This is a genomic window from Streptomyces odontotermitis, from assembly GCF_050510915.1.
Classification (GTDB): domain Bacteria; phylum Actinomycetota; class Actinomycetes; order Streptomycetales; family Streptomycetaceae; genus Streptomyces.
In genome coordinates this window covers 188,673-213,740 of record NZ_JBNJLS010000003.1, presented here as the reverse complement: position 1 = coordinate 213,740, position 25,068 = coordinate 188,673, and the positions used below count along the sequence as shown (strand labels likewise).

Genomic DNA, 25,068 nt, shown 5'->3' with positions numbered 1-25,068 from the left:
CCTCCTTGGCGATTGCGGTGGTCCCCACGTCCCGAATGGGGCTGTGCGGGCTGTGCGGTCTTACAGGTGTGCGAGCTTCTCCAGGACCGGGGCGGCGGCGCGGAGCTTGGCCCACTCGTCGTCGTCCAGGTCCGCGGCCAGGCTGGCCAGCCAGGCGTTCCGCTTGCGGCGGCTCTCTTCGAGCATCGCCTCGGCGGTCTCCGTCTGGGTCACCACCTTCTGGCGGCGGTCCTCGGGATGCGGCTCGAGCCGGACCAGGCCCTTGGCCTCGAGCAGCGCGACGATGCGGGTCATCGACGGCGGCTGCACGTGCTCCTTGCGGGCGAGCTCGCCCGGTGTCGCGCTGCCGCAGCGGGCGAGGGTGCCGAGCACCGACATCTCGGTGGGGCTCAGCGACTCGTCGACCCGCTGGTGCTTCAGGCGGCGGGAGAGCCGCATCACGGCGGAGCGCAGGGAGTTCACGGCGGCGGCGTTGTCGCCATGGGAGAGGTCCGGCATGTTCGTTAGCATAACTCATTACCCTGACTAAGGACCACGCGGTTGAACGGCGATGCCCGTCACAGCGGACAGAGAACCCTTTCGTCACCCATATGAGTGAGGTGACTTCGGAAAGTGAGGCATCCCCCGACGGCGTGCCGCGACCCTGGCGGGCATGGGATCGACAGTGCTCAGCCTGCGCATAGACGGGGAGCTGCTCGACCGGCTCCGCAAGCACGCGGCGAAAAGGGGAATGAGCGTCCAGGACTACGTGGTCCGGACGCTCATTCGCGATGACTTCGACGAGCGCTTCAAGACGTCCGTCGAGGAGACAGAGAGGTTCTACGGGGTGGCGTAGCCCTGACGTGCGCGGGCTCAGCCCTGCCGTGCGTTACGTGAGGTTCAGCGCCGGCATCAGGTAGTAGAAGGCGAAGACCGCCGACACCACGTACATGGCGACCGGGACCTCCTTGGCCCGGCCCGCCGCCACCCGGAGCACCGTGAAGGCGATGAAGCCCATCCCGATGCCGTTCGTGATCGAGTAGGTGAACGGCATCATCAGCATCGTCACGAACGCGGGGATCGCGATCGTGTAGTCGCTCCAGTCGATCTGCCGGATCGAGCCGGACAGGATCAGGAAGCCCACCGCGAGCAGCGCGGGCGTGGCTGCCTGGGACGGCACCATCGTGGCGAGCGGCGTGAGGAACAGCGCCACGGTGAAAAGGCCGCCGGTGACGAGGTTCGCGAAGCCCGTACGGGCTCCCTCGCCGACACCCGCCGTGGACTCCACGAAGCACGTGGTGGCCGAGGACGAGGACGCGCCGCCGGCGGCGACCGCGATGCCGTCCACGAACAGGACCTTGTTGATGCCGGGCATGTTGCCGTTGGCGTCGGTCAGCTTGGCCTCGTCGCCGATGCCCATGATCGTGCCCATGGCGTCGAAGAAGCAGGACAGCAGCACGGTGAAGACGAAGAGGATGCCGGTCAGGACGCCGACCTTGCCGAAGCCGCCGAAGAGGCTGATCTGGCCGACGAGCCCGAAGTCCGGGGTGGCGACCGGGTTGCCGGGCCACTCGGGGGTGGTCAGGCCCCAGGAGGGGATGTCCGCGACCGCGTTGATGATCATGGCCGCGACGGTCATGACGACGATGCTGATGAGGATCGCGCCCGGCACCTTGCGGACGATCAGCGCGAGGGTCAGCAGCACGCCGATCACGAAGACGAGCACGGGCCAGCCGTTGAGGTGCCCGTCGCCGCCGAGCTGGAGCGGGACCGTGGTGTGCGCGGCGTCCGGGATGCGCGAGACGAAGCCGGAGTCGACGAGGCCGATCAGCATGATGAAGAGGCCGATGCCGATCGCGATGCCCTTGCGCAGGCCGAGCGGCACGGCGCTCATCACGCGCTCCCGGAGCCCGGTCGCGACGAGCAGCATCACCACGAAGCCCGCGAGCACGACCATGCCCATCGCGTCCGGCCACGCCATGCGGGGCGCGAGCTGCAGGGCGACGACGGTGTTCACGCCGAGACCGGCGGCGAGCGCGATCGGGACGTTGCCGATGACGCCCATGAGGAGCGTGGTGAAGGCGGCGGTCAGGACCGTCGCCGTGACCAGCTGGCCGTGATCGAGCTGGTGCCCGTACATGTCCTTCGCGCTGCCGAGGATGATCGGATTCAGCACGATGATGTAGGCCATCGCGAAGAAGGTCGCGAAGCCGCCGCGGACCTCGCGGACGAGGCTCGAACCCCGCTCGGAGATCTTGAAGTAGCGGTCGAGGGCGCCCTGCGGGGGCGTCGGCTGCGGCTTTATGTCGACCGGGGCGCTGGCCGAGGGGGACATGCGTGACCTCTTGAGTTCAGAACGGGCTCGAATTGTTCTTTCGTACGAAAGCAATCGGCCATTAACAAGCTGTTTCAGTATGAATACATGAGGCGCAAATGGCTATCTCCGCGCGTAGAGCCTTGCCCCGCAAGGGGTGCGCGGGGCGATCACCGGCCCTCGTAAGCTGTCCCCATGGCGAAGTGGACACCGACACACGAGGCGCCGGAGCCCCTGGAGGGCCCCGTTGTCGCCACCATCACGGGCGGCACGATCCTCTGGTTCGTCCTCTTCCTGGTCCAGCTCCCCTTCTACGGCTGGTTCGACGACCACGGGCACACCTGGTGGGTGTGGACGTGTCTGGCGGGCGCGGGGCTCGGCTGCATCGGCATCTGGTACGTGCGCAAGCGGGACGCGGCGATCAAGCGGCACGCGGCGGGCCCGGCAGGGCAGGCGGGCGCGGCGGGGCAGGCGGGCCCGGAAGCCCAACCCACGCAGTAGCCCCGTACGACCACGGGACCGTCCTTCTCCTCCCGAGGTCGGATCTTTCCGGATCTCAAGGGGTGAACCGACCTTTCCCCCCGTACCGTCGAATGCATGACGCATATCGACGCGGGCGCCGAACTCGATCCGGTCCACCCCGTCGCGCCGCCCACCGGGCGGGCGACCGGACTGAGCGCCGCCGAGGTGGCCGAGCGTGTCGCGCGCGGCGAGGTCAACGACGTTCCGGTGCGCAGCAGTCGCTCGCTCGGCGAGATCGTCCGCGCCAACGTCTTCACGCGGTTCAACGCGATCATCGGCGTGCTCTGGGTGATCATGCTCTTCGTCGCGCCGATCCAGGACAGCCTGTTCGGCTTCGTGATCATCGCGAACACCGGCATCGGCATCATCCAGGAGTGGCGCGCCAAGAAGACCCTGGACGGGCTCGCGGTCATCGGCGAGGCCAAGCCCACGGTCCGGCGCGACGGGGTGGCGGCCGAGATCTCCACCTCCGACATCGTGCTCGGGGACCTGGTCGAGCTGGGGCCCGGCGACAAGATCGCGGTGGACGGCGAGACCGTCGAGGCCGAGGGCCTGGAGGTCGACGAGTCGCTGCTCACCGGTGAGGCCGACCCGGTCCTGAAGAAGCCCGGCGACAAGATGATGTCGGGCTCGTTCGTGGTCGCGGGCGGGGGCGCCTTCACCGCGACGAAGGTGGGGCGCGAGGCGTACGCGGCACAGCTGGCCGAGGAGGCGAGCCGCTTCACGCTCGTCCACTCCGAGCTGCGCTCCGGCATCTCCACGATCCTCAAGTACGTGACGTGGCTGATGATCCCGACCTCCATCGGCCTCGTCATCTCCCAACTCGTCGTCAAGGACGACAACTTCAAGGAGTCGATCGCGTACACGGTCGGCGGGATCGTGCCGATGATCCCCGAGGGGCTGGTGCTCCTCACCTCCGTCGCCTTCGCGATCGGCGTCATCCGGCTCGGCCGCAAGCAGTGCCTGGTGCAGGAGCTCCCGGCCATCGAGGGGCTCGCCCGCGTCGACACCGTCTGCCTCGACAAGACCGGCACCCTCACCGAGGGCGGCATGGACGTCACGGACCTGCGGCCGCTGAACGGCGCGGACGAGACGTACGTACGGAAGGTCCTCGGCGCCCTCGGCGAGTCCGACCCGCGGCCCAACGCCTCGCTCCAGGCGATCATCGACGCCTACCCGGACAGCGAGGAGTGGCGGTGCACGGAGTCGCTGCCCTTCTCCTCCGCCCGCAAGTACAGCGGCGCCTCCTTCAGCGAGGGCGACGGCGAGAACTCGACGTGGCTGCTCGGCGCCCCCGACGTCCTGCTGCCGGACGGCGATCCCTCGCTCACCGACATCGAGGAGCTGAACAAGCAGGGCCTGCGCGTGCTGCTGCTCGCCCGCGCCGCCGGGGAGTTGGACGACCCCCAGGTGGCGGCCGGAGCCACGGCCACCGCCCTCGTCGTCCTGGAGCAGCGGCTCCGCCCCGACGCCGCCGACACCCTGCGCTACTTCGCGGAGCAGGACGTCAGGGCGAAGGTCATCTCCGGTGACAACGCGGTCTCCGTGGGCGCCGTCGCCGGAAAGCTCGGCCTGCCGGGCGCCGAGCACACCGTGGACGCCCGCCATCTCCCCACGGACCAGGAGGAGATGGCGCGGCAGCTCGACGAGAACGCGGTGTTCGGCCGCGTCACCCCGCAGCAGAAGCGGGACATGGTCTCCGCCCTCCAGTCGCACGGCCACACGGTGGCGATGACGGGCGACGGCGTGAACGACGTACTGGCGCTGAAGGACGCCGACATCGGCGTGAGCATGGGCTCGGGCTCCGAGGCGACCCGTGCCGTCGCGCAGATCGTGCTCCTCAACAACAGCTTCGCGACGCTGCCTTCGGTGGTCGCGGAGGGCCGCCGCGTCATCGGCAACATCACGCGCGTGGCGACGCTGTTCCTGGTGAAGACCGTCTACTCGGTGGTCATCGCGCTGCTCGTGGTGTGCTCGCAGGTGGAGTACCTGTTCCTGCCGCGCCACCTGACGCTGCTGTCCACCCTGACGATCGGCGTCCCGGCCTTCTTCCTGGCGCTCGCGCCCAACAAGGAGCGCGCGAAACCGCACTTCGTGCGCAGGGTCATGCGGTACGCGCTGCCCGGCGGCATCATCGCGGCCGCCGCCACCTTCCTCACGTACATGCTGGCCCGCAGCTACTACACCGGGGACGGCGCCCGGGAGGCCGAGACCAGCGCGGCGACGCTCACGCTCTTCCTGGTCTCCATGTGGGTCCTGGCGATCATCGCCCGGCCGTACACGTGGTGGCGGATCTGCCTGGTGGCGGCGATGGGTCTGGCGTTCCTGGTGGTGCTCGCGGTGCCGTGGCTGCAGGACTTCTTCGCCCTGAAGCTGGCGGGCGCGACGATGCCGTGGGCCGCGGTGGGCATCGCGGCGGCCGCCGCGGCGGCCGTGGAGTTCACGTTCCGCTGGGTCGACCGCCGCTTCGCCGCATAGCTGCTGCTACTTGACGTCGACGAAGTCGCCCGTGGACTTCACGGACGGGGTCGTCGAGGTGCCCGCGAAGACATAGCGGAAGGTGCCGTCCACCGACGCCTTCACCGTGGTGCGCAGCTTGCCCTTGCCGTCCGTGCGGACCGTCTTGAGCGCCTTGTACGTGCTGGAGCCCTTCTTCTTGAACTCCAGCTTCACGGGCTGCTTGGCGTAGCCGGCGTACTTGCCCGAGTCCCAGTTGGCGCGGGTCAGGGCGCCGGTGACCGTGATGGTCTTCCCCTTCTTGACCGGCTCCGGGGCGGCGTTCACGGTGAGCTTCGCGGCACGCTTCACGCGGACGGTCTTGAACGCGTCCTTGGAGTAGAAGCCGCCCTGCTTGCCGCCCGCGGCGGCCCAGACCTTCCACTGACCGGCCAGGTTGTTGCCGTACACGTCGACGTAGGGGTCCGCGACGACCGTGACCGTGCAGGTCTTGGTGGTCTTGTTCACGGCCTTGCACTTGCCCTCGACGTTCCCGGGAACCAGCAGGCCGTCGGCCCTGTCCAGCTTCTTTCCGTGCCACAGGAAGGCGCTGGCTCCGTCGACGCCCTTCGGGTCGGTCGCGGTGACCGCGATGGTGAACTTCTTCTTCTTGACGGTGCCGACCACGATGTCCTTGCCGCCGTTGACGGTGACCTTCGTGATCTTGGTCTTGCCCGAGTTCTTCGCGAACGCCTTCTTCGCGGGTGCCTTCTCGGCCGCGTGCGCGGCGGGCACGGCGAGTGCGGACAGGGCCAGGGCGGTCGTCAGGGTCGCCGCGGTGGCACGGAAGCGCATGTGTTTCCCCAGGTGGTGCGGTCTGTTCTCGGGGTCGGGTCGACCCCGAGAACAGACCTGCGACCTGCGTGACTGGTTGTACGAGTTCGGGGATCTTCGCGCGTGATGTCCGTTACGCACGTGTCCCCGGACAGGACCTCAGGGCCTAGCGCACGTCGATCGCGTCACCGGCGGAGTTCACGGCCGGGGTCGTGGACGTACCGGCGAAGGAGTAGCGGAAGGTGCCGTCCGCCGACGCCTTGACCGTGGTCTTCAGGGCGCCCTTGGAGCCCGACTTGACCGTCTTCAGTGTGGAATAGGAGCTCGCGCCCTTCTTCTTGAACTGGAGCTTCACGGACTGGCCCGTGTAGCCCGCGTACTTACTCGTGTCCCAGTTGGCGCGGGTCAGGGCGCCGGTGACCGTGATGGTCTTGCCCTTCTTGACCGGCTCCGGGGAGGCGTTCACGGTGAGCTGGGACGCGCGCTGGAAGCGGACCGTGTTGTAGGCGTCCTTGACGAGCTTGTCGCCGTCCGAGCCGTGCGCGGCCGCGAGGACCTTCCAGCTGCCCGCGAGGGAGTTGTCGTAGAGGTTCTTCTTCGGGTCGACCGTGAGCGTGATCGTGCACGTCTTGGTGGTCGCGTTCACGGTGGTGCAGCTGGGCCGGTAGTCCGACGGGTGGACGACCGAGCCGTCGACGTTGTCGAAGTTGGAGCCGTGCCACAGGAATCCGTCGATCTTCACGATGCCGGACGGGTCGGTCGCCGTGATGGCGATCGTGACCTTCTTCTTCGCGGTGGTGCCGACCACGATGTCCTTGCCGCCGTTGACGGTGACCTTCGTAATCTTGGTGTCGCCTACGGCCGTGTCGGCCTGCGCGGCCGGGACGGCGAGGGCGGACAGGGCCAGGGCGCCGGACAGGGCGGCCACAGTGGCGCGAATGCGCATGCGTTTCCCCAGGTGGAGAAGGGGCTCCGCGGAGCGTCGCCGCTGTCACGCGGAGCCCGAGTGATCTAGGAGTCTGTTGACTCGGGTGATCAGACCCGCGACGGGGGCGGAGGGTTGTACAGGAAGTTGACTTCTGTACAACCCCACAACTCCACGTCCCCGCACTCAGTCGAACCAGCGGTCCCGCGCCAACTCCTCCGTCCGCGACGGGTCCTCCAGGAGGGCCGCCACCTCGAAGCGGCGCGGCCAGTGCCCGGTGGCCCACGCGAGCCCCGCCGCGACGCCCTCCAGGGTCGCGGCGTGCACGGCCCCGTCGCCCGCCCGGCGCCAGTCGAGGGGGGTCTCCCCCGCGAGCAGCTCCTCGTGCTCCACATACGTGCGCGGCGTCGAAGGACCGAGGAGCACCCGTACGGAATCGGGCACGTCACGCTCCACCCCGGCCGACGTCACCTCGGCGGGCACCGACCCGCTGAGCCTGCGCACCTGGAACAGCTCGGCAAGGTCCGCCGCCTTCCTCGGCTGTACGGGCAGCAGCGGCACCCCGGCGGTCAGCGGCAGCAGGTCCGGGGCGTCGGCGACCAGCGCGTCGGCCGCGTCCACCACCCGCACCTCCCCGTCCACGACGGCCCGCAGCTCGTCCGGGAGCGTCACCTGCTCGGGGTCGAGGTCCGCCAACGCGCTGTAGAGGGCGTGCAGTTGACCGGGGGAAACGGTCCTGTCCGGGTCCGCGAGCCGGTCCAGCAGCTCGGCGGCGCCCCCCGGCTCGCCGAGCAGCGCGGCCACCGACGTCCGCACCCCCAGCGCCCGCAGCACCTGCTCGTCGTCGAAGCCGGTGGCGTCCGCCTCGTCGTACAGCCCGGCGAGCAGCGGGTCGCTCCCCGCGGCGCGCAGACCCGCCGGACGACGGCCGCCGATGACCGGATGCCCGCGCAGCCACCAGGCCGTGTAGGAGCGGACGGACTCGGTGGTGCCGTCGGGCAGCAGCACCCGCAGCGGCTGGGTCAGGGCGTCCCGCAGCGGTGGCCGCGACAGCAGCGCGAGCGCCCGCGGCCACTGGTCGTCGTCGACCAGGTCCAGATCCCGTACGGCGATGAGCTCCGTCGCGACCGGCGGCACCGGGCTGTCGGGCAGCCGGTCGAGCACGTCCTCGCACCACACGTCCACGGCGTCGAGCAGCCCCGCGTCGTCGGGCTCGGCGAAGTCGCCCTCGCGGGGCTCCAGTTCGTCCGGGTCGAGGACGGTGTCGGCGGCGCGCACCAGCGCGAAGTTCGCGAGCACCCCACAGGCGGCGAGCGGCTGCTCCCCCCACCGCTCAGCCAACTCCTCGTCCACGGCGGCGAGTTCACCCTCCCGCATGACCTGCGCGAAGTCGCTCCCGGGCAGCACGAGTTCCCCGGCGGGCGCCGGCTCCCCGTCCTCGTCGGGCAGCGCGAGCGCACCGAGCCACGGCTCGTCACCCGGGGCGAGGTGCGCGTCCCGCACGAGGCCGAGCACCAGCTCCGCCAACTCCTCCCCGTCCAGGGAGGTTTCGGCCGTCTCGTCCTCGTACCAGGTGTCGTCGTCGAGGGAGGCGGCAACGGCGGCGCGCACCTGGGGGGTGGTGAGGACGGCGCGGGGGGTGGCGGGCAGCGCGCCGAGCTTCTCCAGGAGGGGGTGGGCGGCGTCGGGGTGGGCGACCTTGAGACCGAGGCGGGCAAGCGCGGCGGGATCGGCGCCCCCGGTGCCGCTCTCGCCGCCCGGCAGCAGGATCTGCCGGGGCCCGATCGTTGTCCGCCCTCCCCCAGTGCCGAAAGCCTGGGAGGTGCCCCCTGCGAGCGGAACGGGCAGCCCGGTCAGCCGGTCCGGGTCGACGCCCGCCAGGGTGTCGTAGAGCCGCCGCCACCAGGAGGGCTCCCGCTCCAGGCCCGCGAGCCGGTCGACGGCCTCGGTCAGCGGGACCCGGGCCACGCCCAGTGTCCGCAGCTCGGCGCGGCGTTCGAGCCCGGCGGGCAGCAGGCTCGGCAGCACCTCGGCGAGCACGCGTACGGTGTCGGCGCCCGCGCCCTCGACCACCTCGGCGTCGCGGGGGCGCAGCGCCTCGGGCAGCCCCTCGTCGGCGTCGTCGTCACCCGACCGGGGCACGGCGGGGGGCAGGAAGGCGGTGCGCGGCAGCCGTTCGAGCACGGCGTGCCGCAGCGCCCCGTCCAGCTCGCCCGAGCCGAGCGGCCCCGGCACGAGCCCGATGGCTCCCTCGGTCACCGGCCGCCAGCCGTCGAGGAGTTCGGCGTAGGCGTCGGCGGCGCGCTGCACCAGGAAGTCGGTGAGCGGCCCGGGGGCGGCGTGCCGGCGCGTGGTGTCCAGCGGGAACGAGGCGATGAGCAGGGCGGGCACGCCGAGCGGCTCGTCGCTCGGGGTCGGCGCGTGCACGACGGGCGCGGTGCGCGGCCGCTCGGGCCCGCCGTCGGCCGCGGTGGGCACGGCCCAGGTCACGGACCAGTGGGGGCGCAGCCGCTCCTCGACGGGCCGGTCCTTGAGGAGGGCCGGGTCGAGGGGGCCGTGGGCGCTGTGGGTGCGCCAGCGCGTCGTACCGGTACCGGTGTCGCCGCCCGTACCGGTGGTGCTGTCCTCGACGACGGTGTACGGGGGTTCGTCGCGGCGGCGGAGGGTGCGGACGGTGCCGTCGGGGGTCTCGACGCGGACCTCGGTGAGGCCCGGGAGGGCCAGCAGGAGGGCGTCGTCGATGCCGTCGAGGAGGCGGGCCACGAGGTCCTCGGCGGCGGCGTCGCGCAGCGGCAGGATGACGACGGAGTCATAGCCGTCGGGGGCGGTGCCCTCGGCGGGGAGCGGCAGCCGCAGCAGCGGCACGTGCCCGTCGCGCCGCCGGATCTCCTCGCCGAGCCCCGGGCTGAACCGGGCGGTCTCGGCGGCGAGTTCACGGGCCTCGGCGAGGGACCAGCGGATGCCGCCGGTGCGGCCGACGAGGGCGGGCTCGTCGGAGACGGCGAGGACGGCGGCGAAGCCGACGCCGAAGCGGCCGACGCTGCCGGTCCCCTCTCCCTGCCGGCTCTCCCTCTTGGCGGAGGCACGGAGGGTGGAGAGCGACTCGACGCCCGCCGCGTCCAGCGGGGCGCCGTTGTTGGCGGCGGCGAGGACGCCGTCCCGGAGGGTGAGGGCGAGGCGGCCCGGGACGCGGGCGCGGGCCGCGGCGTCGGCGGCGTTCTGGGCGAGCTCGACGACGAGGCGGTCGCGGTAGCCGCCGAGGGCGAGGTCTTCCTCGGCGTTGGCGTCCTCGCGGAAGCGGGCGGGGGCTGCGGCCCAGCCGTCCAGGACGGTGCGGCGGAGGCGGGTGGTGCCGAAGGGGTCGGTTCCCTCGGGGGCGGGCCGCACGGGCTTGCTCACGGTCACTCCTTGTTGCCGTCCGCGGATTCGGGCGGAACGCTACCGCGTGGCCGGGCGCGGTCTTTCCTCTCCCCACCCCCGCCCCTACCCGAATCCCCCGACTCCGTCGGCCTGGGCGGGCCTCGTCCTCAAACGCCGGACGGGCTGTGCCGTTCCCGCTCGGGCAAGCCACCCAGCCCGTCCGGCGTTTGAGGACGAGCCCTTAAGGCGATACAGGCCCACCCAGGGCCGACGGAGCCGGCGGTTTCGGGAAGGGGCGGGATGGGGGAAAAACCGCCGGAGGCGCGAGCCCCCACCTACGAGTGGCCCAGATCCTCGCTCGGCCCCTCCGCCGACACCGACACCGACCCCGAGTCGGAGTCAGGACGCAGCGGCAGGACGTCGACGCGGGTCTCGTCCAGGACCGGCGGAGCCGGCCGCGGGGGCTTCGGCATGACCGCGGCCTCCGAGTGGCCACCACACCCGTACGAGAGAGAGACGACCCTCCCGTCCGCAGGGCCGAACTCGTTCGCGCACACCCCGAACGCCTGCCCCAACGACCCCCCGATCGGCGCGAGGAAACCACAGCTGGCGCACGACGCGGGCGCCGCCTGCGCCATCGGGGTCTTCCCCCCGTACGACTCCTCCCAGCGGTCGGCCGCCGTGTGCAGGCCGTAGCGGGAGAGGACGCGGGCACGGCGCATGCCCAGTTCGTCGGCGACGGCGGCGATCGAGCCGCGCGCGGGCGCCACCGGCAGGGTCGCGGGCGTGCCCGAGGTGACCTCGGCGTCCTCCGCCTCCACCAGCTCCGCCATCTCCTCCGAGACCGCGGAGTTCGGCGGGGGCTCCTCCTCGCCGGAGAAGCCGGGCTCCAGGCGGAGGTCCTCGGCGTCCGTGGGGAGCAGGTCGCCGGGGCCCATGTCGCCGGGGCGGAGCCGCTCGCTCCACGGCACCCACTCGGGTGCGAGGAGGGCGTCCGGGCCGGGCAGCAGAACGGTCTCGTCGAGCGTGACGACCTTCGCGCGCGAGGCGCGGGCGACGGTCACCGCCCAGCGCCAGCCCCGGTAGCCGGGTTCCTTGCACTCGAAGAGGTGCGTGACGACGCGATCGCCCTCGACGACGACTTCGACGTGCTCCCCGACCACGCCGGGCGCCGCCGCCTCCTCGGCCGCCGCGCGGGCGAGGCCGACCGCCTCCGCGCAGAGCCGGTCGGGCGTACGCGGGGTGCGCGGGGTACGGCTTCGCGTTGTCGCTGCGCTCACAGGTATCGCTTCTCTCCTACGCCGTCTCACGAGTGCGCCACCCTTACGCGGAGGTGCGGACGGAGCGGACCGGAGGGCCGCGTCGACGTCCGCGCCCGACGTTCTCGGGCGCACCTACGTCATCCATTCTGCGGGATGACCGAGAGGCGCGCGGCCAAGAACAACCGCCGCAGGCGCGCTACGCACGCTACCTGTTCCCGGCGCCCGCGCCCACACCGACGTACGACTCCTCGTGCTCTCACCCTGCTCCCGGCGTGCTCCGGCGGTGCCCGCGGGGCCCCGGTGGCGGCGTTCCTGGCGGCCTCCCGGCGCGTTCCCGGCGCGTTCCCCGCGGGGATCTTCCTTCAGCCGCCCGTCCATAAATGCACTAGCCAGTCCCCTCAGAGGGCACTATGACGGGGTGGCTCCCACGAGGTCGTCCTACGGATCGGACCGGCCGGGCCTGGTGAGACGGGCCGGCCGTGCGGTCGGCCGCGCCCTGCACCTGCCGTTCACCGGCACGGCGCGCGGCATCCGCAAGGCCACCCACGCGCACGGCGCGGGCGAGTCGGGGCTCGGCAAGCTGATCGAGCTGCACGCGGTGAACGGCGCGGGCGACGTGATGGTCACCGTCGCGCTCGCCTCGACCGTCTTCTTCTCCGTGCCGACCGACGAGGCGCGCGGGCGCGTCGCCCTCTACCTCGCCATCACCATGGCTCCCTTCACCCTCCTCGCCCCCGTCATCGGCCCGCTCCTGGACCGTCTGCCGCACGGGCGCCGGGCCGCGATGGCGGGCGCGATGCTGGCGCGGGCGCTGCTCGCGCTGGTCCTGTCCGGGGCGGTCGTCACCGGCAGCATGGAGCTGTATCCGGCGGCGCTCGGCGTCCTGGTGTCGTCGAAGGCGTACGGGGTGGTGCGCAGCGCCGTCGTACCGCGCCTGCTGCCGCCGCGCTTCTCCCTGGTGAAGGCGAACTCGCGGGTCACGCTCGGCGGGCTGCTCGCCACGGGCATCGCCGCGCCGATCGGGGCGGGGCTGCAGTCGGTCGGGCCGCGCTGGCCGCTCTACGGGGCGTTCGTGATCTTCATGTGCGGGATGTTCCTGTCGCTCTCGCTGCCGCACAAGGTCGACTCGGCGAAGGGCGAGGACAAGGCGCTGCTCGCCGCCGACGAGGCGCATCTGCACGGCCCGGCGGCCCGGGAGACGGCGACCGCCGGGGGCCGCGAGCGGCGGCCGGGGCTGCGGACGGTGGGGCCCGCCGTGACGCATGCGCTCGGGGCCAACGCCACGCTGCGCTGTCTGTCCGGGTTCCTCATCTTCTTCCTGGCGTTCCTGCTGCGCGAGGAGCCCCTGGCGGGGCAGAGCGCCGCGGTGTCGCTGGGGATAGTGGGAGTGTCGGCGGGCGCGGGCAACGCCCTGGGCACGGCGGTCGGTGCGTGGCTGCAGTCGCGGGCCCCGGAGATCATCATCGTGACCGTCGTCGGCGTCGTCCTCGGTGTCGCGGTCACCGCGGCGGTCTTCTTCGGAGCGGTGGGCGTGGCGTGTCTCGGCGCGGTCGCCGGGTTCGCGCAGGCGCTCGCGAAGCTTTCGCTGGACGCGCTGATCCAGCGGGACGTGCCGGAACAGGTGCGCACCTCGGCGTTCGCGCGCTCCGAGACGCTGCTGCAGATGGCGTGGGTGGTGGGCGGTGCGATCGGCATCGCGCTGCCGCTGATCGGGCAGGTCGGCCTGTCGGTGGCGGCGTCGATCGTCGCGCTCGGCTGGGCGTCGACGGTGCGGGGGCTGCTCACCTCGGCCCGGCACGGCGGGGCACGGCGGGCCAGGGTCGCCTGACGGCGCGGGTGTCCGCGCGTGCCGGTGCGGGTCCGCGCGCCGCCGGGACCGGGTCCGCGGCACGCCGACCCCACGTGGCGGGCGGGCCCGAGGCGCCCGATAGCCTTCCCGCATGACCTCCCAGCCCCGCGGCCGTACCAGCGTGACGAGCCGCCGCCGCACCGTGGCCGCCATCGGCGCCGTCTCCGCCGGACTCCTCGTCCTGTCCGCCTGCGACAAGCCGACCCCGATGGCCACCGTGACGATCGGCAAGAACTCGGTGAACTCGCAGGCCACCTGCTACGACGACGGCAAGGACATCGGCCGCAAGAAGGCCATCGCGTGCGCCCTCAAGAAGGCGTCGAAGTCGATCTCGATGGGCCAGGGCGACACCCTGCGCATCGGCGTCGACCCGGAGGTCGCGGACACGGGCTGGTCGCTGTACATCAACGGCCAGCAGGTCACCAACCCCTCCAAGAAGACCTACTTCGCCTTCCAGGGCGTCGACCTCTTCGCCCCGCAGCAGGGCCAGCCGGCCCCGAAGCAGCTGTACATCAGCGTCGTCGAGCAGAACAAGGCGGGCGACGAGTACAAGGGCGTGTGGAACTTCAAGCTCAAGAACGCGGACGAGGACTGACCGAGCGAGCCCTCCCCTCTCCCGTATGCGTGTCCTGATCGCCACCGCCGTCCCGGCCGAACGGGACGCGGTGGCGCGCGCGTTCACGGCCGCCCCCGCCGGTGCCTTCGACGTCCTCGCCGTGGGAGTCGGTCCGGCCGCCGCCGCGGCGGGCACGGCCACCGCCCTGGCCCGTGCCGACGCCCCGTACGGCCTCGTCGTCTCCGCGGGCATCGGCGGCGGCTTCGCCCCGGACGCACCCGTCGGCTCGCTCGTCGTGGCCGACGCCATCACCGTCGCCGACCTGGGCGCCGAGTCCCCGGACTCCCCCGGCGGCTTCCTGCCGGTCACCGAACTCGGCTTCGGGGCCGTCACCCACGGTCCGCCGCTTTCCCTCGTACGAGATGTCGCCGCCGCCACCGGTGCGGCGACCGGAACGGTCCTGACCGTGTCGACGGTGACGGGCACGGCGGCGCGGGCCGAGGCGCTGCGCGCACGCCACCCTGGGGCCCTCGCCGAGGCGATGGAGGGCTTCGGGGTCGCCGAGGCCGCCGCCGTCCACGGGCTGCCCGTCCTGGAGATCCGCGCGGTCTCCAACCCCGTCGGCCCGCGCGACCGCGCCGCCTGGCGCATCGGGGACGCACTCGCCGCCCTCACCGACGCCTTCGGGAAGTTCCCACCGGTACTGGAGAGTTGGACCCAGCATGACGACTGACCCCACGGACGGCCCCACGGACGCCGCGCTGAAGATCGCGTACTCCCCCTGCCCCAACGACACCTTCGTCTTCGACGCCTGGGCCCACGGCCGCGTCCCCGGCGCGCCCGCCCTCGATGTCACCTTCGCGGACATCGACATCACCAACGGCATGGCGGAGCGCGGCGAGTTCGACGTGCTGAAGGTGTCGTACGCGGTGCTGCCGTACGTCCTCGACGAGTACGCCCTGCTGCCCTGCGGGGGTGCGCTGGGGCGCGGGTGCGGGCCGCTGGTGCTGACCCGGGAGCCGGGAGCCGGGGCGGATCTGGCGGGCAGGACCGTCGCCGTCCCGAGCGAGAGGTCCACCGCCTACCTGCTGTTCCGGCTGTGGGCCGCGGACGTCGTGCCGGGCGGGGTCGGCGAGATCGTGGTGCTGCCCTTCGACCAGATCATGCCGGCGGTGCGGGACGGGAAGGTGGACGCGGGCCTGGTCATCCACGAGGCGCGCTTCACGTACCAGAACTACGGGCTCAACTGCCTTGCCGACATGGGGGAGCACTGGGAGGCGACGACGGGCCTGCCCATCCCGCTGGGCGCGATCATCGCGAAGCGGTCGCTGGGGGAAGGGGTGCTGCGGGAGCTGGCCGCCGCGGCGCGCACCTCGGTCCGCATGGCCTGGGACGACCCCGAGGCGTCCCGGCCCTACGTCCTGGAGCACGCCCAGGAGATGGACCCGGCGGTCGCCGACCAGCACATCGGCCTGTACGTGAACGAATTCACCGCCGACCTCGGGGAGGACGGGTACGCGGCGGTGCGGGGCCTGCTGACGCGGGCGGCGGCGGAGGGCCTGGTCCCGGCCCTGGCGCCGGGTGCGCTGACGTTCCCGTGACGGACACGGACGCCGGACGGGCTGCACCAGCCCGTCCGGCGTCGTCCGAGAGCGGGGAGAGCTACACGTCCAGTTGGTCCGCCACCGCGCGCAGGAGGCCGGCGATCTTGGCGCCGGACGCCTTGTCCGGGTAGCGGCCCTTCTCCAGCATCGGCGTGATGTTCTCCAGAAGGGTGGTCAAGTCCTGGACGATGGAGGCGAGTTCGTCCGGCTTGCGGCGCTGCGCCGCCGCCACGGACGGCGTCGGGTCGAGGATCGTCACCGACAGGGCCTGGTCGCCCCGCTGCCCCGCGACCACGCCGAACTCGACGCGCTGTCCGGGCTTGAGTGTGTCGACGCCGGCGGGCAGGACGGAGGAGTGCACGAAGACGTCACCGCCGTCGTCACGGGAGAGGAAGCCGAAGCCCTTCTCGCTGTTGAACCACTTGACCTTGCCGGTAGGCACGTGAAGTCCTCGTCCTCGTACTTGTCGTCGTGAAAAACGGCTCTGGATAGCACTACAGCGGGTCGACCGACCCGCCAGCTCCAAGACTATTGGTCCGGGGGCCGCTGACAAGACGTCCCCGGATTCTTCCTACGCGCTGGGAACTACCCTGGTCCGGTGCGTGACAAAACCCAAGCCAATTCCGCCGGACCGGGCGACGGCCTCGTCCGCGTCGGAGCGATCGTCTTCTTCGTCGGAGCCGTGGCCACACTGGTCACAGTGGCCCCGCTCTTCCTCGGTTCGGACCCCTTCCCGTCGATCGCGTACGCGGTGTGCATGCTGATGGGCGTGGGGTTCCTGATCGCCGCCGCGGGCGTGCTGCGCGGGGTCGCCGTACAGCGCAGGCAGGCCAAGTCCTAGGCGGAGGCGTAGGAAGCGAGCCAGGACGGGAACTCGGTCAGGTCGGCCAGGACCACGTCCGCGCCCGCCGCGCGCAGTTCCGCTGCGTCGCACGGCCCCGTCGGCACCGCGACGGAGAGCGCGCCCGCCGTACGCGCACCGCGTACATCACCGGTGTGGTCCCCGACGTACACGGACGCACCATGCTCCCGCAGGGCCTCCGCCTTGCGCTCGGCCCACAGGTTGCCGATGAGCTCGTCCGCGTCGAGGCCCAGGTGCGCCAGGTGGAGCTTGGCACTGGGCTCGTACTTCGCGGTGACGACGATCGCGCGGCCGCCCGCCGCGTGCACCGCGTCGATCGCCTCGCGCGCGCCCGGCATCGCGAGCGTCCCGGTGATCGCGTGTGTGGGATACATCTCACGGTAGAGGTCGCTCATCTCCGCGACCTTGTCGGCCGGGAACCAGTTCGCGATCTCCTCCTCCAGCGGCGGGCCGAGCCGCGTGACGACGAGGTCCGCGTCGATGTACGTACCCGTGCGCTCGGAAAGCTCCAGGTAGACGGCGCGGATGCCGGGCCTGGAGTCGATCAGGGTCATGTCGAGGTCGAAGCCGACGGTCAACGCGCGTGAAGTCATGGGGTCATTGTGGCGCCCCTGGGCCAGGCCGGGGCATCCCTCCCCCGCCGTAGACTTAGCCAAGCCTTACCAAGCCTTACCAAGCCTCACCGAGCCCGACCGCGGCGTGCCGAGTCCCCACCGGCCTTGCCGCGACCGTCCCCTCCCCTCTGAAACGAGCCTCAGCCGATGCGTGTGCCAGCCAGACGCGCGGTCGCGATGACGGCGGCCGTCGTGGCCCTGCTGCTCGCGATTCTGCTCAGCCTCTCCGTCGGCGCCCGCGCCATCGCGCCCTCCGCCGTCCTCGACGCCCTGCTGCACGGCGGGCACAGCGACGCCGCCGAGGTGGTCCGCGGGATGCGGGTGCCGCGCACCGTGATCGGGGTGCTTGTCGGCGCCGCGCTCGCCGTCGCGGGCACCGCCCTGCAGGGCATCACCCGCAATCCCATCGCCGACCCCGGCATCCTCGGGGTGAGCCAGGGCGCCTCGGTGGGCGTCGTGCTCGCCATCGCGTTCGCGGGCGTGCACACGCTGACCGGGTACGTGTGGTGGGCGTTCGCGGGGGCCGGCCTCGCCTCCGTCGCCGTGTACGCGATCGCGGCGAGCGGGCGGGGCGGCGCGACGCCCGTGAAGCTCGCGCTCGGCGGCGCCGCGATCAACGCACTGCTCGTCTCGGTGACCACGGCGGTCCTCACCACGAAGGCGTCCGCGATCGACGAGTTCCGCTTCTGGCAGGTGGGTTCGCTCTCCGGGCGCGACGCCGAGATCGTCGGCCAGATCTGGCCGTTCCTCGTCGTCGGGCTGCTCCTCGTCGCCTCCGTGGCCCGGGGCCTTGACGCGCTCGCGCTCGGCGAGGACGTGGCGAAGGGGCTCGGGCAGAAGGTCGCGACGGTGCGCGTCGTGGGCGGGCTCGGGGCGACGGTCCTGACGGGCGCGGGCGTCGCGGCCGCCGGGCCCATCGCCTTCACCGGCCTCGCGGTCCCGCACATCGCCCGCGCCCTCGTGGGCGGCGGCCACCGCTGGGTGCTGCCGATGGCGGCGGTCCTCGGCCCGGTGATGCTGCTCGTGTCGGACACCGTGGGGCGCGTGATCTTCCCGCCGAGCGAGGTCCCGGCCGGGGTGATGACGGCGCTCATCGGGGTGCCGTTCCTGGTGGCGCTGGTGCGCAGGAAGGCGGTACCGGCGTGAGTACCCGCTGTGGGCAGGCGTTCCGCACGGCGGAGCCCGACCCAAAGACAGCCCCCGTCGCCGGGCGCCTCCGGCACCTACGTTCAGCGGGATACGAGGTGGTCCGCCTGGGCCCAGCCTCCTTCCTGGTGCACCGCAGGGCGACAGTGGTCGCGACGGCCTTGGCTCTGCTCCTCGGAGCGAGCTGTCTCGCGTACCTCTGCGTGGGAGAGTCCTTCGTCCAGCCCACGGAAGCCCTGAAGGTCGTCTTCGGGCAACCGTCCCAGGACGAGCTGGTCGTGGGAACGCTCCGCGAGCCCCGCATGGTCGTCGGCCTCCTCGTCGGTGCCGCCTTCGGCGTCGCGGGCGGACTCATCCAGACCGTCGCCCGCAACCCCCTCGCCAGCCCCGACATCATCGGCATCAGCCAGGGCGCGAGCGCGCTCACCGTCGGCGCGATGACCTTCGGCATCACCTCGTACGCGGTGCTGCCCTATCTCTCGGTGCTCGGCGGGGTCCTCGCCGCCGCCCTCGTGTACGTCTTCGCCTGGCGCGGCGGCCTGCACGCCACCCGCTTCGTGCTCATCGGCATCGGCTTCGCGATCGCGCTGCGGTCCGTCACCACGCTCTTCATGACCAAGGGCGACTACCTCGTCGCCCAGCAGGCGCAGATCTGGATGACGGGCTCCCTCAACGGGCGCGGCTGGGCCGAGGCGGACACGCTCGGTCCGGCCCTCCTCGTGCTGCTGCCCTTCGTCCTCTGGGCGGCCCGCGCGCAGCGCTCGGTCACCCTCGACGACGACACCGCGACGGCGCTCGGGGTGCGCCTGGGACGCGTACGCCTGGGGCTCGTCGCGCTCGGCGTGGTCCTTGCGTCCGTGGCGACCGGCGCCGCCGGGCCCGTCGACTTCGTGGCGCTGCTCGCCCCGCAGATCGCCCGGCGCCTGACCCGCACCGCGCAGATCCCGCTGCTGAGTTCGGCGCTGCTCGGCGCCCTCGTCGTCGTCCTCGCCGACCTGCTCGCCCGGCGGCTCCTCGCACCGACGGAGCTTCCGGTGGGCGTCCTCACGGCGGCTGTCGGGGCGCCCTATCTGATCTGGCTCATCATTCGGAGCCGTACCGTCCGCAATGGAGGCACCGCATGACGACAGCCCGTCTGTCGACCACGGAGCTGACCCTCGCCTACGAGGACCGCGCCGTCGTGCACGAGCTCGACCTGGCGATCCCCGACGGGCAGGTCACGGTCATCGTCGGCCCCAACGCCTGCGGGAAGTCGACCACCCTGCGCGCCCTCGGGCGGCTGCTGAAGCCGAAGAGCGGTGCCGTGCTGCTCGACGGCGAGGAGCTCGCCAAGCTGCCGACGAAGAAGATCGCCCAGCGGATCGGGCTGCTCCCGCAGTCCCCCGTCGCCCCCGAGGCCATCACCGTCGCCGACCTCGTCTCGCGCGGCCGCCAGCCGCACCAGCACTGGTGGCAGCAGTGGTCCGACGAGGACGAGCGCGCCGTCACCGAGGCCATGGCGCGCACCGACGTCACCGCCCTCGCCGAGCGGTCCGTGGACGAGCTCTCCGGCGGGCAAAGGCAGCGCGTGTGGATCGCGATGGTCATCGCGCAGGAGACGGACCTGCTGCTCCTCGACGAGCCCACGACCTACCTCGACATCTCCCACCAGGTCGAAGTCCTCGATCTCGTACGGCAGTTGGCCGCACCGACGCCCGAGGGCGCGCCCGGCCGCACCGTGGCCGTCGTGCTGCACGACCTCAACCAGGCCGCCCGCTACGCCGACCACCTCGTCGCCATGAAGGCAGGGCGGATCGTCGCCGAGGGCGCCCCCTCGAAGATCGTCACCGCGGAGCTCGTACGGGAGGTCTTCGGCCTGGAGTGCGTGGTCGTCCCGGACCCGGTGACGGGCTCGCCCCTGATCGTTCCCGGCGCGCCCTGGAGCGCCACCGCCCCCCGTCCCACCGACGAAAGGCTCTCCTCATGACCGGCCCGACCGTCCCGACCGGCTCCCCCGCCCGCCGCCGCGCCCTCGCCGTCGGCGCGCTCGCACTGACCGGCGGACTCGTCCTGTCCGCCTGCGGCTCCTCCGGCTCCGGCGACGGCGGCAAGGACGCGGGCGGCAGGACCCGTGCCGTCGACACCGCCATGGGCGAGGTCCAGGTGAAGGAGCACCCGCAGCGCGTCGTGGTGCTCGACACCGCCGAGCTGGACTCCGCGCTGACGCTCGGCGTGAAGCCGGTCGGGGCCACGCACGTCGAGGCCGCCGAGGGCTTCCCGAGCTATCTGCCGAAGGGCGAGCTCAAGGGCGTCAAGGACGTCGGCGTGATGGAGAGCCCCGACATGGAGGCCATCGCCGCGCTGAAGCCGGACCTCATCCTCACCAGCAAGATCCGGCACGGCGCCAAGTACGAGCAGCTGAAGAGCATCGCGCCGACCGTCATGACCGAGACCACCGGCTACCCCTGGCGGCAGAACTTCCAGGTGCACGCCGAGGCCCTCGGCAAGCAGGACGAGGCCAAGAAGGTCGCCGCGGCCTACATGGCGCACGCCAAGAAGGTGACGACGGCGCTCGGCGGCCCCGAGAAGGCCGGGGCGACCAAGGTCAACGTCCTCCGCTTCCTGGAGGGCGCCGACATCCGCCTCTACGGCGACCAGAGCTACATCGCGACGGTCCTCAAGGACGTCGGCCTCGGCCGCCCCGCGATCGTGAAGAAGGCGAAGGACGGGTTCTCCTACGACCTGAGCCCCGAGAAGATCGACCTCGCGGACACGGACGTCATCTTCCAGTCGACGTACGGCGACCCGAAGAAGGCGAAGGAGACGCAGACCGTCGGCAGCGGCCTGTGGAAGAACATGAAGGCCGTGAAGTCGGGCAACGTCCACAAGGTCGACGACGAGCTGTGGATCCAGGGCATCGGCTACACGGCGGCGAACAAGATCCTGGACGAGATGCAGCGGGACCTCACGAAGTAGCCTGCCCCGCGCGGTAGTTGGTCACGGCCGTGGCCGCTGCGACCTCCACAGCAGGAAGAGCGCGGAGGCGACGGCCGCCCCCCGCAGCACCCACGGCCAGGTCTCCACGATCGCGTCGTTCATGTGCCCGTCCGCGATCGGCTCGCCCCAGCGGCCCTGGGTGCGGCCCCACAGCCACGCGATGCCGCCCGCCGCGACCAGGCCCGGCATGCCGAGCACGGCCCACTTGGCCTCGGCCCGGCTGAGCTTGCGGGTGGTGTAGGCGATCACCCAGCCGACGCCGAGCGCGATGAGGTTGCCGACGATGGCGCCGACGGTGAGCAGCGCGGCGGCGATGAGAAGCAGCGGGTTCACGAAGGCGGGGCCCGAGCGGGGCTCCCTGGCGGGGGCGGAGCGGCGGCCGCCACCGAGGATGCGGCGGCGGGGAGCGGCTTCGACGGCGCCGCCGTCGTCGTCCCCGTCCTGCGCCTCGCCGTCCTCGGCCTCCTCCTCGTACTCCTCTTCCTCGTACTCGCCCTCTTCCCCCTCTGTCTCCTCCGCCTCCTCTTCCTCGCCCTGGGGCGGCGGGGGCTTGAGTATCTCGGGGATCTCCACGCCGCCGGTGAACCCGGGCAGGCTGTCGTCGAGCCCGAACGGGCTGGTGCGGCGGTCGACCCGCCACCAGTCCGGCTCCACGCCGCTGTGGTCGCCGAGCTCGTCCATGCCGGCGAGGTGCGGCGGGGAGGGGGCGTCGCGGCGGGCGTCGGGGGCGGGCCCGGCGGACTTGGCGGGCCCGGCGGGTTTGTCCAGGCGTGTCGTACGGGGGGTGCGGGGGCGGGGGACCTTGCGGCGCAGGCGTTCCGAGAGCGGGGCGTCGTCGGCCCCTGCCCCGCGCTGGGAGGGGAGTTCGACGCGGGTCTCCCGTGGCACGCGCGGGCCGTCGCCGCCCTCCCCCGCCGCGTCGACGAGCTCCTCCGGGGTGCCGAGGCTGCTGAGGAGGCGGCGGACGCCCGCCGGGGTGTCGGCGGCCGCTCCGCGGCGGCGTTCGATCTCGCCGCGGAGCTCCGAGACGAGGCGCATACGGGTGCCGGAGGGCAGTTGACGCTGCTGGGCCACGTCGCCGACGCGGCTCAGGTAGTCGAAGACGAGCTTGTCGCTCTCGATCCCCACGAAGTCCCCTCCGGGGCGGCTCTGTTGACGGTTCTCCCCGCAGGTGACGGTACCGCCTGCACCCGGTGACGTGGGCCCCCCGTGCCCACCCGACCCGCTACCGTGGGCCGGATGAGCACCCACGAGCAGGCGGCCGGGCAGGCCGCGGACTCCGCAGCGCGCCCCGCCGATGCCGTCCCGCGCTCCCTCGCCGAGTCCCTGCGCGCCAGCGGGGACGCCGAGCTCGCCGGGCTGCTCCGGGCCCGCCCCGACCTGCTCTCCCCGGTGCCGAACGACCTCACGCAGCTCGCCACCCGGGCCGGGACCCGGGCCTCCGTGGTGCGCGCCCTCGACCATCTCGACCGGTTCGCGCAGCAGACCGCCGAGGCCCTCGCGGTGGCGCCCGACCCCGCCTCGTACGCGGAGCTCCTGAGCCTCCTCGCCGGGGACGGGCAGGGCGGCGTGCGGGACCGGGGCGCCGTCGAGGCGGGACTGCGCCGGGCGCTCGGCACGCTGCGCGCACAGGCCCTGGTCTGGGGGCCCGACGACCGGCTCCGCCTGGTGCGCACCGTCCGCGAGCTGCTCGCGCCCGCCCCGCAGCACCCGTCCCCGACCGGTCTCGGGCCGACCGTCGCCGAGGCCACCTCCGGGATGTCGCCGGGCCGCATCCAGGAGATCGTCGCGGCGGTGGGCCTGCCCTCGACGCACGACGCGGTCTCCGCCGTGGGCTCCCTGACCGAGCTGTTCACCGACCGCGCCCGGATGTCGGCCCTCCTGGACGAGGCGCCCGCCGCCGCCGTCGAGGTCCTCTCGCGCCTCGTCTGGGGACCGCCGTACGGCCAGGTCACCGCCGAACCGGCCGCGCATCTGCGCTGGCTCCTGGACCGCGCCCTGCTCGTGCCGACCTCGCCCGGCACCGTCGTGCTGCCCCGCGAGGCCGCCCTCCACCTGCGTGGCGGCCGCGCCCACCGCGCCGCCGAACCGCAGCCGCCCGAGGTCACGGCCGCCCGCGAGCACCGTCCACAGGTTGTGGACGCGACGGCGGCGGGCCAGGCGTACACGGCGCTCGCCACCGTCGAGGAGCTCCTGAAGGACTGGGACGAGGGCGGGCCCGCGGTGCTGCGCGCGGGCGGGCTCAGCGTGCGCGACCTGAAGCGGACGGCGGTGGCCCTGGACGTGCCGGAGCCGCAGGCCGCCTTCTGGGTCGAACTCGCCTACGCCGCCGGGCTGCTGGCGGCCGACGGCGAGGCCGACGAGCGGTACGCGGCGACCCCCGCGTACGACGAGTGGCTCGAACTCCCCGCCGCCCAGCGCTGGTCGTCCCTCGCCTCCGCCTGGCTCGCCGCCACCCGCACCGCGGGCCTGGTCGGCGGCCGCGACGGCAAGGACCGCACCCTCTCCGCGCTCGGCCCGCACCTGGACCGCTCGGCCGCCCCCGAGGTGCGCCGCCGCGTCCTCGGCCTCATCGCGTCGCTGCCCGAGGGCGCGTCCCCGGACCCGGACTCGCTCCTGGGCCGCCTGCGCTGGCAGCGCCCGTCCCCGGCATCTCTTGAGCTGCGTACGAGGATGGCCCAATGGGCCGTCACCGAGGCCGAGTTGCTCGGGGTGACGGGGCGCGGGGCGCTGTCTGCGCACGGCCGCGCGCTCCTCGGCCCGGACGGCGACGCCGCACCGGCCGCCGCCTTCACCACGGGCCCCACCGCCGCCGAACTCTCCCTGGCCGCCGCCGCGTCGGCCCGCCTGCTCGCCCCGCTCCTGCCCGAGCCGCTCGACCACGTCCTGCTCCAGGCCGACCTCACCGCCGTCGCGCCCGGCCCGCTGGAGCGCCCGCTCGCCGACGCGCTCGCCGTCCTCGCGGACGTCGAGTCGAAGGGCGGCGCCACGGTCTACCGCTTCACGCCCGGCTCCGTGCGGCGCGCGCTCGACGCCGGGCGGTCCGCGTCCGACCTGCACGCCTTCCTCGCCGCCCACTCCCGTACGCCGGTCCCGCAGCCCCTCACGTATCTGATCGACGACGTGGCGCGGCGCCACGGCCACCTGCGCATCGGCGCGGCCTCCGCCTACGTCCGCTGCGACGACGAGGCGCTCCTGAACGAGATCCTCGCCGACAAGCGTTCGGCCGGGCTCCGCCTGCGCCGCCTCGCGCCCACCGTCCTGGCCGCCCAGGCCGACCCGGCGGGCCTCCTGGAAGGGCTGCGCTCCATGGGGTTCGCGCCCGCCGCCGAGGGCCCCGAGGGCGACGTCCTGATCGCCCGCGCACACGCCCACCGCACACCCCCGCGCACGGCGCCCGAGCCGGTGCCGGACGGGCCGCCGCTGCCCGACGACACCCTGATCGGCGCCGCCGTGCGCGCCATCCGCGCGGGCGACCTGGCCTCGACGGCGCCCCGCAAGGAGGGGGCAGGCGCCACGGCCGCGCACACGTCGGGCGGCGAACTCCCGCGCACCACGGCAGCCGAGACCCTCGCCACGATGCAGGCCGCCGTGCTGACCGGGGACGCCCTGTGGATCGGCTACGTCAACGCGGAGGGCGCGGCGAGCCAGCGCGTCATCGCCCCGATCCGGGTCGAGGGCGGCTTCGTGACGGGCTACGACCACACGGCGGACGAGGTGCGGACGTATCCGCTGCACCGGGTGACGGGGGTCGCGGAGCTCGCGGAGGAGTAGACCCTGAGGGGGACCTAGGGGTCGGGCTCAGCCTGCGGGTGGAGAGCTTTCGGCC

At 72.7% G+C, this 25,068-nt stretch carries 22 protein-coding genes; 13 read left to right on the top strand and 9 right to left on the bottom strand.

Annotation, left to right across the window (positions count from 1 at the left end; all coding sequences use genetic code 11):
* Positions 1 to 60 precede the first annotated feature (60 nt).
* Positions 61 to 498, bottom strand: a complete 438-nt coding sequence (locus ACQB60_RS11750; RefSeq protein WP_496925844.1) for a MarR family winged helix-turn-helix transcriptional regulator — start codon at positions 496 to 498, stop codon at positions 61 to 63.
* 154 nt (positions 499 to 652) lie between these two features.
* On the opposite strand from ACQB60_RS11750, the gene ACQB60_RS11745 reads away from it, so the two are divergent.
* On the top strand, positions 653 to 835 hold the full coding sequence (locus tag ACQB60_RS11745; RefSeq protein WP_384835942.1) for a ribbon-helix-helix protein, CopG family: 183 nt from the start codon (positions 653 to 655) through the stop codon (positions 833 to 835).
* Positions 836 to 868: 33 nt separating this feature from the next.
* Here the strand turns inward: ACQB60_RS11745 and ACQB60_RS11740 are convergent, their stop codons facing one another.
* A complete protein-coding gene (locus tag ACQB60_RS11740) occupies positions 869 to 2,314 on the bottom strand; it encodes an NCS2 family permease (RefSeq protein ID WP_496925843.1) in 1,446 nt (481 codons plus the stop codon).
* A gap of 174 nt (positions 2,315 to 2,488) precedes the next feature.
* On the opposite strand from ACQB60_RS11740, the gene ACQB60_RS11735 reads away from it, so the two are divergent.
* On the top strand, positions 2,489 to 2,794 hold the full coding sequence (locus tag ACQB60_RS11735) for a DUF2530 domain-containing protein (protein WP_496925842.1): 306 nt from the start codon (positions 2,489 to 2,491) through the stop codon (positions 2,792 to 2,794).
* A gap of 96 nt (positions 2,795 to 2,890) precedes the next feature.
* A complete protein-coding gene (locus ACQB60_RS11730; RefSeq protein WP_496925841.1) occupies positions 2,891 to 5,293 on the top strand; it encodes a cation-translocating P-type ATPase in 2,403 nt (800 codons plus the stop codon).
* A 6-nt stretch (positions 5,294 to 5,299) separates the two neighbouring features.
* On the opposite strand, the gene ACQB60_RS11725 is transcribed toward ACQB60_RS11730, so the two are convergent.
* The 4 genes from ACQB60_RS11725 to ACQB60_RS11710 form a co-directional block, all read right to left on the bottom strand.
* Entirely contained in the window at positions 5,300 to 6,106 is an 807-nt protein-coding gene (locus ACQB60_RS11725; RefSeq protein WP_496925840.1) for a calcium-binding protein, read from the bottom strand.
* Positions 6,107 to 6,251: 145 nt separating this feature from the next.
* On the bottom strand, positions 6,252 to 7,031 hold the full coding sequence (locus tag ACQB60_RS11720) for a calcium-binding protein (protein WP_496925839.1): 780 nt from the start codon (positions 7,029 to 7,031) through the stop codon (positions 6,252 to 6,254).
* A 165-nt stretch (positions 7,032 to 7,196) separates the two neighbouring features.
* Entirely contained in the window at positions 7,197 to 10,409 is a 3,213-nt protein-coding gene (locus ACQB60_RS11715) for a sacsin N-terminal ATP-binding-like domain-containing protein (protein WP_496925838.1), read from the bottom strand.
* 296 nt (positions 10,410 to 10,705) lie between these two features.
* The gene (locus ACQB60_RS11710) at positions 10,706 to 11,650 is read right to left on the bottom strand and encodes a DUF3027 domain-containing protein (RefSeq protein ID WP_496925837.1); all 945 of its coding nucleotides are present in this window, start codon (positions 11,648 to 11,650) and stop codon (positions 10,706 to 10,708) included.
* A gap of 400 nt (positions 11,651 to 12,050) precedes the next feature.
* On the opposite strand from ACQB60_RS11710, the gene ACQB60_RS11705 reads away from it, so the two are divergent.
* The 4 genes from ACQB60_RS11705 (at position 12,051) to ACQB60_RS11690 (ending at position 15,638) form a co-directional block, all read left to right on the top strand.
* On the top strand, positions 12,051 to 13,460 hold the full coding sequence (locus tag ACQB60_RS11705) for an MFS transporter (RefSeq protein ID WP_496925836.1): 1,410 nt from the start codon (positions 12,051 to 12,053) through the stop codon (positions 13,458 to 13,460).
* A gap of 112 nt (positions 13,461 to 13,572) precedes the next feature.
* Positions 13,573 to 14,076, top strand: coding sequence for a hypothetical protein (locus ACQB60_RS11700; protein ID WP_496925835.1), 504 nt, complete (start codon positions 13,573 to 13,575; stop codon positions 14,074 to 14,076).
* 25 nt (positions 14,077 to 14,101) lie between these two features.
* Complete coding sequence (locus ACQB60_RS11695) at positions 14,102 to 14,770, top strand: futalosine hydrolase (RefSeq protein ID WP_496925834.1); 669 nt, start codon at positions 14,102 to 14,104, stop codon at positions 14,768 to 14,770.
* Positions 14,760 to 15,638, top strand: coding sequence for a 1,4-dihydroxy-6-naphtoate synthase (locus tag ACQB60_RS11690; RefSeq protein WP_496925833.1), 879 nt, complete (start codon positions 14,760 to 14,762; stop codon positions 15,636 to 15,638). The genes ACQB60_RS11695 and ACQB60_RS11690 overlap by 11 nt, the downstream gene beginning before the upstream one ends.
* 61 nt (positions 15,639 to 15,699) lie before the next feature.
* Here ACQB60_RS11690 and ACQB60_RS11685 read toward each other — a convergent pair whose 3' ends face one another.
* Positions 15,700 to 16,083, bottom strand: coding sequence for a cold-shock protein (locus tag ACQB60_RS11685; RefSeq protein WP_055701393.1), 384 nt, complete (start codon positions 16,081 to 16,083; stop codon positions 15,700 to 15,702).
* A 156-nt stretch (positions 16,084 to 16,239) separates the two neighbouring features.
* On the opposite strand from ACQB60_RS11685, the gene ACQB60_RS11680 reads away from it, so the two are divergent.
* The gene (locus ACQB60_RS11680; protein ID WP_496925832.1) at positions 16,240 to 16,482 is read left to right on the top strand and encodes a hypothetical protein; all 243 of its coding nucleotides are present in this window, start codon (positions 16,240 to 16,242) and stop codon (positions 16,480 to 16,482) included.
* Here the strand turns inward: ACQB60_RS11680 and ACQB60_RS11675 are convergent.
* Positions 16,479 to 17,096, bottom strand: coding sequence for an HAD family hydrolase (locus ACQB60_RS11675; RefSeq protein WP_496925831.1), 618 nt, complete (start codon positions 17,094 to 17,096; stop codon positions 16,479 to 16,481). The two genes, ACQB60_RS11680 and ACQB60_RS11675, sit on opposite strands and share 4 nt — an antisense overlap.
* A gap of 168 nt (positions 17,097 to 17,264) precedes the next feature.
* On the opposite strand from ACQB60_RS11675, the gene ACQB60_RS11670 reads away from it, so the two are divergent.
* From ACQB60_RS11670 to ACQB60_RS11655, 4 genes are all read left to right on the top strand, one after another.
* Positions 17,265 to 18,263 carry a FecCD family ABC transporter permease gene (locus ACQB60_RS11670; protein ID WP_496925830.1) on the top strand — a complete coding sequence of 333 codons (999 nt, stop codon included), beginning with the start codon at positions 17,265 to 17,267 and terminating at the stop codon, positions 18,261 to 18,263.
* Between the two features lie 98 nt (positions 18,264 to 18,361).
* Positions 18,362 to 19,387 carry a FecCD family ABC transporter permease gene (locus tag ACQB60_RS11665; protein WP_496925829.1) on the top strand — a complete coding sequence of 342 codons (1,026 nt, stop codon included), beginning with the start codon at positions 18,362 to 18,364 and terminating at the stop codon, positions 19,385 to 19,387.
* Positions 19,384 to 20,229, top strand: a complete 846-nt coding sequence (locus ACQB60_RS11660; protein ID WP_496925828.1) for an ABC transporter ATP-binding protein — start codon at positions 19,384 to 19,386, stop codon at positions 20,227 to 20,229. Before ACQB60_RS11665 ends, ACQB60_RS11660 begins: the two co-directional genes overlap by 4 nt.
* Positions 20,226 to 21,218 (top strand): ABC transporter substrate-binding protein, encoded by a 993-nt coding sequence (locus tag ACQB60_RS11655; protein WP_496925827.1) that lies wholly within the window; start codon positions 20,226 to 20,228, stop codon positions 21,216 to 21,218. The genes ACQB60_RS11660 and ACQB60_RS11655 overlap by 4 nt, the downstream gene beginning before the upstream one ends.
* Positions 21,219 to 21,239: 21 nt before the next feature.
* Here ACQB60_RS11655 and ACQB60_RS11650 read toward each other — a convergent pair whose 3' ends face one another.
* Positions 21,240 to 22,367, bottom strand: coding sequence for a hypothetical protein (locus ACQB60_RS11650; RefSeq protein ID WP_496925826.1), 1,128 nt, complete (start codon positions 22,365 to 22,367; stop codon positions 21,240 to 21,242).
* Between the two features lie 111 nt (positions 22,368 to 22,478).
* Between ACQB60_RS11650 and ACQB60_RS11645 the strand changes: the two genes are divergently transcribed.
* Positions 22,479 to 25,013 (top strand): helicase-associated domain-containing protein, encoded by a 2,535-nt coding sequence (locus tag ACQB60_RS11645; RefSeq protein ID WP_496925825.1) that lies wholly within the window; start codon positions 22,479 to 22,481, stop codon positions 25,011 to 25,013.
* Positions 25,014 to 25,068: the final 55 nt, after the last annotated feature.

What these genes read in the sequence shown, in the direction of transcription:
- ACQB60_RS11750 (WP_496925844.1), bottom strand. Translation starts at nt 498, where the DNA reads ATGCCGGACCTCTCCCATGGCGACAACGCCGCCGCCGTGAACTCCCTG.
- ACQB60_RS11745 (WP_384835942.1), top strand. Translation starts at nt 653, where the DNA reads ATGGGATCGACAGTGCTCAGCCTGCGCATAGACGGGGAGCTGCTCGAC.
- ACQB60_RS11740 (WP_496925843.1), bottom strand. Translation starts at nt 2,314, where the DNA reads ATGTCCCCCTCGGCCAGCGCCCCGGTCGACATAAAGCCGCAGCCGACG.
- ACQB60_RS11735 (WP_496925842.1), top strand. Translation starts at nt 2,489, where the DNA reads ATGGCGAAGTGGACACCGACACACGAGGCGCCGGAGCCCCTGGAGGGC.
- ACQB60_RS11730 (WP_496925841.1), top strand. Translation starts at nt 2,891, where the DNA reads ATGACGCATATCGACGCGGGCGCCGAACTCGATCCGGTCCACCCCGTC.
- ACQB60_RS11725 (WP_496925840.1), bottom strand. Translation starts at nt 6,106, where the DNA reads ATGCGCTTCCGTGCCACCGCGGCGACCCTGACGACCGCCCTGGCCCTG.
- ACQB60_RS11720 (WP_496925839.1), bottom strand. Translation starts at nt 7,031, where the DNA reads ATGCGCATTCGCGCCACTGTGGCCGCCCTGTCCGGCGCCCTGGCCCTG.
- ACQB60_RS11700 (WP_496925835.1), top strand. Translation starts at nt 13,573, where the DNA reads ATGACCTCCCAGCCCCGCGGCCGTACCAGCGTGACGAGCCGCCGCCGC.
- ACQB60_RS11695 (WP_496925834.1), top strand. Translation starts at nt 14,102, where the DNA reads ATGCGTGTCCTGATCGCCACCGCCGTCCCGGCCGAACGGGACGCGGTG.
- ACQB60_RS11690 (WP_496925833.1), top strand. Translation starts at nt 14,760, where the DNA reads ATGACGACTGACCCCACGGACGGCCCCACGGACGCCGCGCTGAAGATC.
- ACQB60_RS11675 (WP_496925831.1), bottom strand. Translation starts at nt 17,096, where the DNA reads ATGACTTCACGCGCGTTGACCGTCGGCTTCGACCTCGACATGACCCTG.
- ACQB60_RS11670 (WP_496925830.1), top strand. Translation starts at nt 17,265, where the DNA reads ATGCGTGTGCCAGCCAGACGCGCGGTCGCGATGACGGCGGCCGTCGTG.
- ACQB60_RS11660 (WP_496925828.1), top strand. Translation starts at nt 19,384, where the DNA reads ATGACGACAGCCCGTCTGTCGACCACGGAGCTGACCCTCGCCTACGAG.
- ACQB60_RS11655 (WP_496925827.1), top strand. Translation starts at nt 20,226, where the DNA reads ATGACCGGCCCGACCGTCCCGACCGGCTCCCCCGCCCGCCGCCGCGCC.
- ACQB60_RS11645 (WP_496925825.1), top strand. Translation starts at nt 22,479, where the DNA reads ATGAGCACCCACGAGCAGGCGGCCGGGCAGGCCGCGGACTCCGCAGCG.